Here is a 12,842-nt window from a genome sequence, read left to right as displayed (position 1 = left end):
TCAGGCATCCTTGGTGCGAAACTGCTGCAGGCCCTTGAGCAGCGCCGCGGCGAGTGCGGATTTCAGGCCGGCGCCGAGAATGAAGGGAGCAACGCCAAGCAGCCATGCTTTTTCCGCGCCGAGCAGGTAGGCCAGGTAAGCGACGCCGATAGCGAGGCACAGGACGTTAGCGGCAAGGTGAGCGGCAAAGCTCTTTACATAACGTTCGCCGGTCCAGCCCTTTTCAGCCAGGTAACCCGCAACCGCCGCAACAATCGGGAAGGATGCCAGATATCCCGCTGTCGGACCGGCAAAAGGCGCCAGGCCACCGGAACCATTGGCAAGAACCGGAGCGCCAAGTGCCGCTTCGCCGAGCCATAGGAGAACCGTCAAGGCACCGAGCCGCCATCCGTAGAGCACGCCGATCATGGTGATTGCGAAGGTCTGCATCGTGACCGGCACCGGATACATGGGCACCGCAATCTGCGAGGCGAGCGCCAGTGCCAGCGTGCCGGCAAGAACGAAAAGAGCCTTGGTCAGAAGCGAACGGCCGGTAAGCCGCAGAGGGTCGAATACCAGGATCTGGCGGGAGTCAGCAGCGGACATCAAATTCTCCTTTTCAAATTATAGATAATTTCGATTCTCATCTATTTTATGAAAGGAATTGCCCGTCGAGACAAGTGCCTTACCGCCTCAACCGCTCTGGAAAGCGCGTTAGGGATGCACGCGATCTCGGATCAATCCGAAAAAAGCCTTATGAAACAGCCTGATAAAATTATCTATAATTTTTGAAAAACTCAGCCGACGATCGTGAAAGTCTCGCGGGAAGGCCCAGCGGGCTGCGGGCCGCGGCCGATCCATTGCACATGTTTCTGGAGAATGGCCGCTGCTTCCTCGCTCCTGCCCTGGCGAAGAGCGCTCAGGATCGCCCGATGGTCGTGATCGGTGCGCTTTTCCCAACCGGATTGCCAGGCGGAAAAAAGAAAACGTGCACTTGCTGCATGCAGGTCGTCGATCGACGCCAGCAGCCGTTTCATGCCGCAAGGCGTCAGAAGCAGCCGATGGAAGCGGCGGTTGGCCTCCTCCCAGGCGTGCACGTCGGCGGCGGCGTCGCCTTCACGGGCGGCTTCTTCCGCCTCATCGAGAATGGCGGGGGTAAGATGGCGGGCGGCATGCCGCAGCGCCAGAACCTCCAGCACGGCACGCATTTCCGCCACTTCACGAACTTCGGCAAGATCAAAGGAGGCAACGCGCACGCCGCGACGAGGTTCGCTGATTGCCAGCCCCTGCGCCTCGAGCCGACGAAAGGCCTCGCGAACCGGCACGTGGCTGGTCTGAAATTCCTCGGCGATATGGTCCTGGCGAAGACGCGCGCCCGGAGAGAGCTCACCGCGCACGATGCGATCGGCAAGCACCCGGCTGATGCGACTGGCTATCGTGTCTTCCGGCTCCTTGCCCATGATGCTTCCTTAGAGCGGTGTTTCGGGCTTGTCGAGAGCCGCCCGCCCTGCTCGCTTCAGCCATGCAGCCTCGTCGGTTGAGCTTGGCGCGACTGTCGTATAAAAGGCCGGCCTCACCTCCGGTACAAGGCATCTATCATGAGCGGTTTCGACCTCATCATCTTCGACTGCGACGGCGTGCTCGTCGATTCCGAAATCATCGCGGCGCAGGTCGAGTCGCGACTTCTGACCGAGGCCGGCTATCCGATCAGCGTCGAGGAAATGGGCGAACGCTTTGCCGGCATGACCTGGAAGAACATATTGCTGGCGGTCGAGAAGGAAGCGAACATTCCGCTTTCCGCCTCGCTGCTCGATAAGTCGGAACAGTTGCTGGATGCCCGCCTCGCCCGCGACGTGAAGATCATCGACGGCGTGAAGTTCGCGCTTGCGCGCCTCGCCACGCAGCGCTGCATCTGTTCCAATTCCAGCAGCCATCGGCTCGACATGATGCTCGAAAAGGTAGGGCTCAAGCCCTATTTCGCTCCCCATATCTATTCCGCCAAGGATCTTGGGGCGGACCGGGTAAAGCCGAAGCCGGACATCTTCCTGCACGCCGCCGAACAGTTCAAGGTCTCACCGGACAAGGTGCTGGTGCTTGAAGATTCCGTTCACGGCATCCACGGCGCCAGGGCAGCCGGCATGCGCGTCGTCGGTTTTACGGGCGCCTCGCATACCTATCCGAGCCATGCCGACCGACTGACCGATGCCGGCGCCGAAACGGTGATTTCCCGGATGATGGACTTTCCGGCAGTCGTCGCGGCACTTGGCGAATGGGGCGGAGCGCTCTGAACAGTCGCTGCCGTCATCCCCGGCGGGCGGGCTTCTTCGCCGGGCCGGTATCGTAACCGAGACGCACGCGGGTGAAGCGGGATGCGCCGCCCTGGGCGTTCGGGATCTGCACATCCGGTTTGTTGAAGATGAACTGGGTGCCGCCGGCAGGCATTTCGACTGGGAAGGCGACCTTCTGCGAGTAGATGACGTTGTCGCCATCTACGACTTCAACCAGAATCGGCAACGTAACCTGACCCGGCTGCCCGGCGGGGCCTTGCACGACACGGCCCTGGGCCACGACATTGATGGTCAGGGTCGTTTCGTTGGCGGTGCACTGGCGCGTCGCATCGGCCAGCGAGGCCTGGTAGAGCAGCTTTTCGGGATTGTCCTGACCACCGCGAGCATAGACGCGATGGACGGCCGTCTGCTCGAGCATCACCACCTGTGGGCAATAGGCCTGCACAACGGGAGTTGCGGGCTGCTGGGCGGACGCAGCCTCGGCGGTCGGCGATAGTCCCTCGGCGGTCGAGGATGAATTGCAGCTTGCCAGAGCTGCCACGAGCGATACTGCCAGAACACTACGCGAAATCTTGCCTAACACCGTACTCAACCTCTTCCATCCCGATTGCTGGGTCATGTCTTCACGAGAACCGGAACGTCATTTTCCGGCCTTTCACCACCCATTTTCCTGGTCTATATCAGCGGCGCGAATAAAAATCGATTGGGGATTGAACGTCGTGGACTACATTTCTACCCGGGGCGAAGCCCCGTCCCTTAAGTTCCGGGACGCCATGCTGGCAGGTCTTGCGCGCGACGGCGGTCTCTACGTGCCGCGCGAATGGCCCACCCTGACGAAAAAGGACATCCGTGCGCTGCGCGGCAAGCGCTACCAGGATGTCGCCTTCGAAGTGCTGAAGCATTTCGTCGAGGACGAAATTCCCGCCGACAAGTTCAAGGCCATGATCGAGGAAGCCTATGCGACCTTCCGGCATCCGGCGGTTGTGCCGCTGGTGCAGACCGGGCCCAACGACTTCGTACTCGAACTTTTCCACGGCACCACGCTCGCCTTCAAGGACGTGGCGATGCAGTTGCTGGCGCGACTGATGGATTATGCGCTGGCAGAGCGCGGCGAACGGGCCACCATCGTCGGGGCGACCTCGGGCGATACGGGGGGCGCGGCGATCGATGCCTTTGCCGGTCGCGAGCGGACTGACATCTTCATTCTTTTTCCACATGGCAAGGTCTCGCCGGTGCAGCAGCGGCAGATGACGACGTCCAATGCGGCGAATGTGCACGCGCTGGCGGTCAGGGGAAATTTCGACGACTGCCAGAACCTCGTAAAGGAGATGTTCAACGACGCGGCCTTCCGCGACCGGCTGAAGCTTTCCGGCGTCAACTCGATCAACTGGGCCCGCATTATGGCGCAGGTCGTCTATTACTTCACGGCCGCACTGTCGCTCGGCGCACCGGACCGCAAGGTTTCCTTCACCGTGCCGACCGGAAATTTCGGCGACATTTTTGCGGGTTACGTCGCAAAGAAGATGGGCCTGCCGATCGACCGGCTGGTGATTGCCACCAATGACAACGACATCCTGGCCCGCACCTTGAAAAGTGGCCGCTACGAGATGCGCGGCGTCAAGGCCACGACTTCGCCTTCCATGGACATCCAGATTTCCTCGAATTTCGAACGGTTACTGTTCGAATCCTATAATCGCGATCCGGCATCCGTTCGCTCGGCCATGGCCGGGCTGAAGCAGTCCGGTGCTTTCGAGGTCCAGCCGGACGCGCTGAAAGCCATCCGCCGCGAATTCCGCGCCGGGCGCGCCACCGAAAAGCAGGTTGCGGCCACCATTCGCGAGACGCTCAGCGCCACTGGCTATCTCATCGATCCGCATACGGCGACCGGCGTTTTCGTCGCTCAAAAGAATTTGAGAGCCACAAGTCCCATGGTCACGCTCGCCACCGCGCATCCGGCCAAATTCCCGGCCGCGGTAAAATCCGCTTGCGGAATTGATCCGGCGCTTCCATCATGGCTTGCTGATCTTATGCAAAGGGAGGAGCGCTTCGATATCTTGGAGCCTGAGCTTAAGGCCGTCGAAACCTTCATCGGCCAGCATGCCCGCGCTTGAAGTTCTCGGCGGCGCCGGAAAGACGTAACATGAATGTAGAAATCACCCGGCTTTCTTCCGGGTTGACAGTCGTCACCGAGACCATGCCTCACCTGGAGAGCGTTGCCCTCGGCGTCTGGATCAAGTCCGGGTCGCGTAACGAGACCCAAGACGAACATGGGATTGCTCACCTCCTCGAGCATATGGCCTTCAAGGGCACCAAGCGGCGCAGCGCCCGCGACATCGCCGAGGAAATCGAAAATGTCGGCGGTGAACTGAATGCCGCTACCTCGACGGAAACCACGTCCTATTATGCCCGCGTCCTCAAGGATCACGTACCGCTCGCCGTGGATATCCTGGCCGACATCCTGACGGAGTCGGAATTCGACGAAGAGGAACTCAGGCGCGAAAAACACGTCATCCTGCAGGAAATCGGCGCCGCGAACGACACGCCCGACGACGTGATCTTCGACCGCTTTTCGGAAATCGCCTTCAAGGGCCAGACGATCGGTCGACCGATCCTCGGGACGCCGGAAACCGTCAACGGCTTCACGCCCGGCCAGATCCGCAACTACCTGTCGCGCAATTACACCACCGACCGGATGTTCGTGGTGGCGGCCGGCGCCGTCGACCATGCCTCCTTCTGCCGCCAGGTGGAAGAGCGTTTTGCCACACTGCCGCTGATGCCGAGCGCGCCGCCGGTCCTGGAAACCGCCCGTTACCTCGGCGGCGACGTTCGCGAAGAGCGCGACCTGATGGACGCACAGGTCCTGATCGGCTTCGAAGGCAAAGCCTATCACATGCGTGATTTCTACTGTTCGCAGATCCTTGCGAATATCCTGGGCGGCGGCATGTCGTCGCGCCTGTTCCAGGAAGTGCGCGAGCACCGTGGGCTCTGCTATTCGGTCTATGCCTTCCATTGGGGCTTCTCCGATACCGGCATCTTCGGCATTCATGCGGCGACCGGCGGGGACGACCTGCCGAAGCTGATGCCGGTGGTGATCGACGAACTGCACAAGGCATCGGAAACCATTCACCAGCAGGAAATCGACCGCGCGCGCGCGCAGATCCGTGCGCAGCTTCTCATGGGCCAGGAAAGCCCTGCGGCGCGTGCCGGCCAGATCGCCCGGCAGATGATGCTTTACGGCCGGCCGATCCCCAATAACGAAATGATGGAGCGTCTCGAGGGCATCACCACCGAACGCCTTACCGACCTTGCCGGAAGGCTGTTTTTCGATACAGTTCCGACATTGTCCGCCGTCGGTCCGATCGAACAGCTCGCGCCGATGGCCGACATTTCAGCGGCGCTTTCCTCGCCGAACGTGGAGACCAAGAAGGCCGCCGGTTAGGTCGAAGACCCGCACCCGGCTGCCCTGCGCGGAGCAGCAACAGCATGGCGAAGTCGGTGTTTCGGTTCCTGTCAAAACAGCCGGACACCCCTGAGCTATACGGAGAGAAACACTTCCTCCGGCTGCCGCGGTTTTCCGACTACAAGCAGTGGTATGCGCTGCGCTCGGAAAGCCGGGCTTTCCTACAGCCGTGGGAGCCGATCTGGCGGCCTGACGAACTCACCGAGAGTTCGTTCCGGGCGCGTGTCGTCCGCAGCGGCCAGGAATATGGCTCGGGCCTCGCCGTGCCGCTCCTCCTCTTCCGCCGGCAGGACAATGTCCTGCTCGGCGGTCTCACTATCGGCTATATCCGCAGGGGTGCCGCGCAGAGCTGCATGATCGGCTATTGGATGGGGGAAAGACACGCCGGCCAAGGCCATATGTTGGCCGCATTGAAGGTGGCTATCCCGTATGTCTATGGCGGACTTCAGTTGCACCGGATTGAAGCAGCCTGTATTCCGGAAAACTGGAAAAGCGTCCGGCTTCTCGAAAAAGCCGGCTTCGAGCGGGAAGGTCTTTTGAGGAAATATCTCAAAATCAACGGCGAGTGGCGCGACCACCTGATGTTCTCCCGGCTACCCGAAGACGGCGATTTCGGGAAGACGCCGAAGCCATGAGAGTGCCTGTGTTGCGTTTTGCGTCGTTGATCCGCTGGGTGCCAGCGCTGATACTTTCCCTTGCCGTCGCCATCCTGGCTGCCGCTCCCTCGGCAAGCGCCGCCGAACCGGTGAAGATTTCCCGTGACGACACCGCACTCGATCTCACCAAGACGACCGATATCTATACAAACCAGGGTGAAGCGTTTCAGGTCTCGACCGCAGCCGGTGCCGACGGCATCCGCCGCCGCATCGAAGTGCGGGCGAGTTCGCCGCGTCATCAGGGGGACTGGGCAGTATTCGCACTTGCCAACGTTTCGGAAGAACAGCTCGAACGGGTCATCGTCGCGCCGCATTTCCGGCTGGCGAATTCCAAGATGTTCTGGCCGGATCTCGGTTCGCAGCGCATCATCTCGATTACACCGTCGGAAGGCTTCGCGCTCGACCGGGTGCCGAGCCCCGATGCGGACGTTTTCCGCATCACGCTCAATCCGGGAGCGACGATCACCTTCGTGGCAGAACTTGCAACGCCGCAGCTTCCGCAAATCTATCTCTGGCAGCCGGACGCATACAAAGACACGGTGAACTCCTTCACCCTCTATCGCGGAATCGTGCTCGGCATCGCCGGCCTGCTTGCCGTGTTTCTGACGATCCTGTTCGTGGTCAAGGGCACGTCCATGCTGCCTGCAGCGGCCGCCCTTGCCTGGGCAGTCCTCGCCTATATCTGCGTGGATTTCGGCTTCCTCGACAAGCTCATCACCATCACCTCCAGCGACCAGAGGATCTGGAGGGCGGCGGCGGAAGTGGCGCTTGCCTCCTCGCTCGTCATCTTTCTCTTCACCTATCTCAACTTGAACCGCTGGCACGTCCATCTTGGTTACGCGACGCTTGCCTGGGTTGTCGGCCTCGTGCTTCTCGGCGGCGTAGCGATCTACGACCCTTCGGTTGCCGCAGGGATTGCCCGCATCTCCTTCGCCCTGACCGGCACGGTCGGCATCCTGCTGATCATCTATCTCGGCTTCAACCGGTATGACCGGGCCATCCTGCTGGTTCCGACCTGGGCGCTGATCCTCGTATGGCTATTCGGGGGATGGCTGACGGTGACGGGCAAGCTCGACAACGACATCATCCAGCCGGCGCTTGGCGGCGGTCTCGTCCTGATCGTGCTTCTCATCGGCTTCACCGTCATGCAGCACGCCTTTGCCGGCGGCGCCTACCAGCAAGGCCTGTTTTCCGATCTCGAGCGGCAATCTCTGGCGCTGACGGGCAGCGGCGACACCGTCTGGGATTGGGATGTGGCCCGCGACCGCGTCGTCACCACGCCCGATATTTCCGCCCGCCTCGGCCTCGATCCCGGCACAATGCATGGCCCGGTTCGCAACTGGGTGCCGCGGCTGCATCCCGATGATCGCGACCGTTTCCGCGCCACGCTCGACGTGCTTTTAGAACATCGCCGCGGCCGCCTGCATCACGAATTCCGCATCCGGGCGGAGGACGGGCATTTCCACTGGCTGCAGATTCGCGCCCGGCCGGTGCTCGGCTCCAACGGCGAAATCATTCGTTGCGTGGGCACGATCATTGACGTCACGGAGCAAAAAAATTCCGTCGAGCGCCTGCTGCAGGATGCGCTCCACGACAATTTGACCGGCTTGCCGAACCGCCAGCTCTTTCTCGACCGCCTGCAAGCGGTTCTGACACTCGCCCCGAGCGGCGACATGGTACGCCCGACGGTCATGACGATCGATATCGACCGCTATAAGCAGGTCAATGACAGTCTCGGCATCGCGGCGGGCGACAACATCCTGATCGCGCTGACCAGGCGGCTTCGCCGTCTGCTGAAACCGCAGGACACGCTGGCACGTATCGCCGGCGACCAATTCGGACTGATCCTGGTGTCTGAACGCGATCCCGCCAAAGTTGCCGATTTTGCGGATGCGGTATCCAAGGCGATCATGGTGCCGATCAACTTCGCCAACCGCGAAATCATCCTTACCGCTTCGATCGGGCTCGCCTCCTGGGTGGACCAGCAGGAAAGTGCAGCCGGCCTGCTGGCCGACGCGGAACTCGCAATGTACCGGGCAAAGCGCGCAGGCGGAAACCGTGTCGAGCCCTTCCGACCGGCGTTTCGCGCCTCCGGTACGGACAAGCTGCAGATCGAAACCGACCTGCGTCGCGCCATCGAGCGCAAGGAACTCTCGCTTGCCTACCAGCCGATCATCCGGCTGAAGGATGGGGAAATTGCCGGCTTCGAGGCGCTGATGCGCTGGGACCATCCCAAGCGCGGCAGCATTCCGCCATCGGAATTCATCCCGATCGCCGAGATGTCGGACCTGATCGGCCCGCTCGGCTTGTTCGCCCTGGACCGCGCCGGCACCGACCTGATGAAATGGCAGAACCAGACGGGTGAACTGCCGATCTTCGTCTCGGTGAACCTTTCCAGCGCTCAGCTCCTCAACGCCGACCTCTACAACGACGTACGGGCCTTGCTGCAGAAGACCCAGGTCAGCCCGCATCAGCTCAAGCTGGAGCTCACCGAGTCGCTGATGATGGAAAATCCCGAGCAGGCACGCCTCGTGCTCGCCAAGCTCAAGGAAACGGGTATGGGCCTGGCGCTGGACGATTTCGGCACCGGGTATTCTTCACTGGCCTACCTGACGAAGTTTCCGTTCGACACGATCAAGCTCGACAAGGCACTCGTCAAGGATGCCACGGATAAACGCGCCATTCTTCTACGCTCCGTCATTGCCATGGCCCGTGCGCTCGAGATGGCGGTGGTCGCGGAAGGCATAGAGACCGACGAGGACGCCGCCGAACTTGCCAAGATGGGTTGCCATTTCGGCCAGAGCTATCTGTTCGGCCCGCCGGCCGCTGCGGATGTGGTGCTGAAGTTGCTCAAGGAACGCTTTCCGCTGACCAAGCGGGCGTGACGTCACGCCGCCTGCCCGGTCTTCTGACGCTCACGGGCAAAGGGGCTTAGTCCGAGCCATTGTTGCATCGAGCTCGCCATCTCGGGACTACCGTCAAGCTCCAGCCGGCCGGACCTCACCTCCGCTCGCACGGTCGCGATGCCCATCCAGATCGCTGTCATGATACGCAAAGCGCAGGTCACGTAGAGATCGACCTCAAAGCCCGGATCGGTCGAACAGACGTCCACATCGCGCCCGTCGATGACAAGCCAGTATCGCTGCCGCGCCGGCGGTTGATCGGGAAAAAGAAACTGCACCGTACAGCGGCTGGGAGGCAGCGGTTCCGGATCAAGATGGCGGCGCATATCCCACATCAGCAGCGACGGATCGAGTTTTTCGAGGGCATGCTGGGTTTCCACCCAATGCTGCCCCCAAAAGCCGAGCGTCATCACGACGTCGCGAAGCTCCTCGCCGGCCGGCGTCAGATGGTATTCAATGACACCGTCTGCTGCCTTGCGTGTCTCGATGACACCCGCCTTTGCAAGCTCCTTTAGCCGTTTTGAAAGCAAGGTGGGCGACATGCGCGGCACTCCGCGCCTGAGGTCGTTGAATCTGTGGCTGCCACAGAGCAGTTCCCGCAGTATCAGCGGTGTCCAACGCGTGCAGAAGACTTCGGCGGCCATGGCGACGGGACAGAACTGGCCGTAACTCGCGGTCATTTCCGGCATAGGCAACCCCTGCGTGATTGAACTACCCAGAATAGGACCATCGCCCATAAGCGCCAAGTACACTTTTTGTACTAGTCCTTCTCCGCTTATCCATGAGACTTCCGGCGCGCCATGCGCGGTACACTTCCTGTACTTGCGGCTTTTCGGTCCCGGGCAAACACTCCCTGCATTCTCAACAGGAGGAGGATTGCAACATGACGACAGCAACCGGAACCTTGCCGTTCAGCAAAGTTCATCCCGAGCTCGCCGGCATTGCCCGCTCACTCGGATCAGTCTTCGCCGGGCGTGCAGCCGCGGCCGACGAAGGCGACACCTTCGTTGCGGACAATTACCGCGACCTACGCCATTCCGGCCTGGTGGAGGCCGGCGTGCCAGCGGACCTCGGTGGCGGGGGCGCGGACATTGCGGAACTTTGTGCCATGATCAAGGAACTCGCCCACCATTGCGGTTCCACCGCGCTTGCCTTTTCCATGCACACCCATCAGGTGGCGATCCCCGCCTGGCGATGGACGCACCAGAAGGCACAGCCTGTCGTACCGCTCTTGAAACGCGTCGCAGCGGAACGGATCATTCTGCTTTCGAGCGGGGGATCGGACTGGATCCGCGGATCCGGCAAGGCTGAAAAAGTGGACGGCGGCTATCGTATCACCGCACGCAAGATCTTTACCTCAGGCTCGCCCATCGGCGACCTCCTGATGACAGGTGCCGTTGTGGACGAACCCGACGGACCGAAAGTGATCCATTTCGGCCTGCCGATGAAATCCCCGCATGTCAAAGTGCTCGACACCTGGAAAACGATGGGCATGCGCGGCACAGGCTCCCATGACGTGATGGTTGACGGCCATGTGGTGCCGGAGGAGGCGGTCGCCCTGAAACGTAATCAAGGCGAATGGCATATGCTCTTCCATATCATCTCCATGATCGCCTTCCCGCTGATATATTCGGCCTATCTTGGAGTTGCCGAAAGCGCCCGGAATATCGCCATAGACCTGGCAAAGAAACGCGAGCCGGACGCGCATGTGATCAGCCTCGCCGGGCAGATGGAGACGGAGTTGCGCGCCGCTCAGTATGCGCTTGGCAGCATGATCGCGACAGCGGAACGGGGCGATCCCTCGCCGGCGACGACGAACGAGATCATGATCGGCCGCTCGCTGGTTGCCCGCCACGCCATCGCCGCGACCGAGCTTGCTATGGAGACAGCGGGCGGAGCCGCCTTTTATCGCGACAACGGTCTGGAACGGCGGTTCCGCGATGTCCAGGGCGCCCGTTATCATCCGATGAGGGTGGGAGCACAGCAGGAGTTTTCCGGTCGCACCGCCCTCGGTCTCGACATTTCGACGACGTTCTGATCGGAGGGCTGGCTTGCTTCACGAGGCACTATTCAGGAAGCAAGCCCCGCCGGAGGAGCGGGCGCAATGCGCCCGTCCCGACCTTGAATGGAGGCAGAGCCAAGCTCCACTTCAGACGGCTGCTTGAGATCGATTTGGGTATTCTGGTGAACGAGCTGATGGATGAATTCGAGCTTCGTCACCACCGATGGAGTAAGGATAAATGGATAAAGATCCGGCACGCCCATCGACCGGTGGATGCCGTTGATCGCGAGGCTCAGAGGCACCCAGGCGGCTACAAGCTGCTCGGAACTTTCGGCCTTGTACGGATTGAATGCCACTTCCGCCGCCAGTTCCTGATGCCGCCGCGGCTCGATTGAGATCCCATAAGCCCTTGCCGTCTCCAGCGTATCGACAATGTGAAGATAGTGGGCAAAGGTTTCGGCAAAATCTTCCCAAGGATGACTGCTCGCATAGGTGCTGATGAACTTCTCCTGCCAATCAGGCGGCGGCCCCTCTTCATAGTTGCGCTTAAGCGCCTCCCCGTAATCCGCCGTCTCGTCACCAAAAACTTCCCGAAACTCGGCTAGCCTAGCGCCGTCGCGCACGAGTTTGTCCCACATATAATGACCGATCTCATGGCGAAAATGGCCAAGTAGGGTCCGATACGGCTCATTCATCGAGACCCGCACCTGTTCCCGGGTGACATCGTCTGCCTCGGCGGCGCGAATGGCGATCAAGCCGTCCTCATGACCGGTCATCGCTGGTACGATCGTGCCATCCTCCCTCACCTCGTCCACGAGAAAGTCGAAGACGAGACCGTTCTCAGGGTCCTCTTGGCGTGTGGTACGCGGCAGGTTCCAGCGCATCAGCGAATAGAAGAGATGCCTTTGCGCCTGACTGATCCGGCGCCACTGATTGAGTCCGACCTCTGTGGATGCATCGGGAACGAGCCGATTGTGCCGGCAGGCCGGGCAAAAGGGGTGCACCTCCTCCGCCGCCACCGTCCAATTGCAGACATCGAGGGCTGTGTTGGCACAGAGCCTAACCTTGCGTTCGGGTCTGGCGACCAGATGCCAAGTTCCGTCCTCATCTTCGGCAAGCGCATGCATCGCCAGCATTTCCGGCACAAAGGCAAGCCTGTGGCCGCAGTTGACGCAGGAGCGGTTGTCGAAATGGATCGGCTGGCCGCAATGGTCGCAGTCGTAGAGGCGCATGGGAGATACCGTGGAAAAGCAGGATTAATAGAGAAAACCTGCTCCGACCCAAGCCGGAACAGGTTCGAATACGCTTGCTGGCGCAATTCGTTTACATGCGGTCGACCACGTTCTTCGCGGCGTCCTTGAGATGGCCCTTGGCCTGTTGGGCATCGCCCTTAGCCTCCTGAGCAGATCCCTTAGCCCGCATTTCATCGTCGTCGGTCATGTCGCCGGCTGCCTGCTTAACCTTGCCAGCCATTTCATTGGCCTTGCCGGCCATTTTGTCACTGGTGCTGCCCATGGATCTTTCTCCTTGTTCGTTTGACGCGTCCAGCGTCTT

The 12,842-nt window shown here is 60.9% G+C and carries 12 protein-coding genes; 6 read left to right on the top strand and 6 right to left on the bottom strand.

Features of this window, described 5'->3' with window-relative positions; translation table 11 throughout:
- Both EDE09_RS03210 and EDE09_RS03205 read right to left on the bottom strand, forming a co-directional pair.
- Positions 1 to 585 carry a biotin transporter BioY gene (locus EDE09_RS03210; protein ID WP_132408836.1) on the bottom strand — a complete coding sequence of 195 codons (585 nt, stop codon included), beginning with the start codon at positions 583 to 585 and terminating at the stop codon, positions 1 to 3.
- A gap of 191 nt (positions 586 to 776) precedes the next feature.
- The gene (locus tag EDE09_RS03205) at positions 777 to 1,439 is read right to left on the bottom strand and encodes a GntR family transcriptional regulator (RefSeq protein WP_132408834.1); all 663 of its coding nucleotides are present in this window, start codon (positions 1,437 to 1,439) and stop codon (positions 777 to 779) included.
- Positions 1,440 to 1,577: 138 nt separating this feature from the next.
- On the opposite strand from EDE09_RS03205, the gene EDE09_RS03200 reads away from it, so the two are divergent.
- Entirely contained in the window at positions 1,578 to 2,267 is a 690-nt protein-coding gene (locus tag EDE09_RS03200; protein ID WP_112801579.1) for an HAD family hydrolase, read from the top strand.
- Positions 2,268 to 2,280: 13 nt separating this feature from the next.
- Here the strand turns inward: EDE09_RS03200 and EDE09_RS03195 are convergent, their stop codons facing one another.
- On the bottom strand, positions 2,281 to 2,850 hold the full coding sequence (locus EDE09_RS03195) for a PilZ domain-containing protein (RefSeq protein ID WP_112801577.1): 570 nt from the start codon (positions 2,848 to 2,850) through the stop codon (positions 2,281 to 2,283).
- Between the two features lie 127 nt (positions 2,851 to 2,977).
- Between EDE09_RS03195 and thrC the strand changes: the two genes are divergently transcribed.
- From thrC to EDE09_RS03175, 4 genes are read left to right on the top strand one after another with little or no spacing between them, the layout of a single operon-like run.
- A complete protein-coding gene (gene thrC, locus EDE09_RS03190) occupies positions 2,978 to 4,378 on the top strand; it encodes a threonine synthase (RefSeq protein WP_207914805.1) in 1,401 nt (466 codons plus the stop codon).
- Between the two features lie 29 nt (positions 4,379 to 4,407).
- Positions 4,408 to 5,706: a pitrilysin family protein gene (locus EDE09_RS03185; protein WP_132408830.1), complete on the top strand. Its 1,299-nt coding sequence runs from the start codon at positions 4,408 to 4,410 to the stop codon at positions 5,704 to 5,706.
- A 44-nt stretch (positions 5,707 to 5,750) separates the two neighbouring features.
- A complete protein-coding gene (locus EDE09_RS03180; protein ID WP_112801573.1) occupies positions 5,751 to 6,362 on the top strand; it encodes a GNAT family protein in 612 nt (203 codons plus the stop codon).
- Positions 6,359 to 9,268, top strand: coding sequence for an EAL domain-containing protein (locus EDE09_RS03175; RefSeq protein WP_112801571.1), 2,910 nt, complete (start codon positions 6,359 to 6,361; stop codon positions 9,266 to 9,268). Before EDE09_RS03180 ends, EDE09_RS03175 begins: the two co-directional genes overlap by 4 nt.
- Positions 9,269 to 9,270: 2 nt before the next feature.
- Here EDE09_RS03175 and EDE09_RS03170 read toward each other — a convergent pair whose 3' ends face one another.
- Positions 9,271 to 9,966 carry a helix-turn-helix domain-containing protein gene (locus EDE09_RS03170; RefSeq protein WP_205839355.1) on the bottom strand — a complete coding sequence of 232 codons (696 nt, stop codon included), beginning with the start codon at positions 9,964 to 9,966 and terminating at the stop codon, positions 9,271 to 9,273.
- 203 nt (positions 9,967 to 10,169) lie between these two features.
- On the opposite strand from EDE09_RS03170, the gene EDE09_RS03165 reads away from it, so the two are divergent.
- Positions 10,170 to 11,324, top strand: coding sequence for an acyl-CoA dehydrogenase family protein (locus EDE09_RS03165; RefSeq protein WP_132408828.1), 1,155 nt, complete (start codon positions 10,170 to 10,172; stop codon positions 11,322 to 11,324).
- Positions 11,325 to 11,356: 32 nt separating this feature from the next.
- On the opposite strand, the gene EDE09_RS03160 is transcribed toward EDE09_RS03165, so the two are convergent.
- Positions 11,357 to 12,520, bottom strand: a complete 1,164-nt coding sequence (locus EDE09_RS03160) for a putative zinc-binding metallopeptidase (protein WP_132408826.1) — start codon at positions 12,518 to 12,520, stop codon at positions 11,357 to 11,359.
- 91 nt (positions 12,521 to 12,611) lie between these two features.
- Positions 12,612 to 12,803 (bottom strand): CsbD family protein, encoded by a 192-nt coding sequence (locus EDE09_RS03155; protein WP_105373231.1) that lies wholly within the window; start codon positions 12,801 to 12,803, stop codon positions 12,612 to 12,614.
- Between the last annotated feature and the right edge of the window lie 39 nt (positions 12,804 to 12,842).

Origin of the sequence: Neorhizobium sp. S3-V5DH (assembly GCF_004343065.1) — a bacterium.
GTDB classification, from domain to species: Bacteria; Pseudomonadota; Alphaproteobacteria; order Rhizobiales; family Rhizobiaceae; genus Neorhizobium; species Neorhizobium huautlense.
The sequence above is the reverse complement of the archived record's forward strand: the minus strand, read 5'-3'. Positions and strand labels throughout refer to the sequence as shown.

Coding starts and splice junctions, on each gene's coding strand:
- EDE09_RS03185 (WP_132408830.1), top strand. CDS start 4,408: ATGAATGTAGAAATCACCCGGCTTTCTTCCGGGTTGACAGTCGTCACC.
- EDE09_RS03170 (WP_205839355.1), bottom strand. CDS start 9,966: ATGACCGCGAGTTACGGCCAGTTCTGTCCCGTCGCCATGGCCGCCGAA.
- EDE09_RS03155 (WP_105373231.1), bottom strand. CDS start 12,803: ATGGGCAGCACCAGTGACAAAATGGCCGGCAAGGCCAATGAAATGGCT.
- EDE09_RS03175 (WP_112801571.1), top strand. CDS start 6,359: ATGAGAGTGCCTGTGTTGCGTTTTGCGTCGTTGATCCGCTGGGTGCCA.
- EDE09_RS03205 (WP_132408834.1), bottom strand. CDS start 1,439: ATGGGCAAGGAGCCGGAAGACACGATAGCCAGTCGCATCAGCCGGGTG.
- EDE09_RS03200 (WP_112801579.1), top strand. CDS start 1,578: ATGAGCGGTTTCGACCTCATCATCTTCGACTGCGACGGCGTGCTCGTC.
- EDE09_RS03165 (WP_132408828.1), top strand. CDS start 10,170: ATGACGACAGCAACCGGAACCTTGCCGTTCAGCAAAGTTCATCCCGAG.
- EDE09_RS03210 (WP_132408836.1), bottom strand. CDS start 585: ATGTCCGCTGCTGACTCCCGCCAGATCCTGGTATTCGACCCTCTGCGG.
- EDE09_RS03160 (WP_132408826.1), bottom strand. CDS start 12,520: ATGCGCCTCTACGACTGCGACCATTGCGGCCAGCCGATCCATTTCGAC.
- EDE09_RS03180 (WP_112801573.1), top strand. CDS start 5,751: ATGGCGAAGTCGGTGTTTCGGTTCCTGTCAAAACAGCCGGACACCCCT.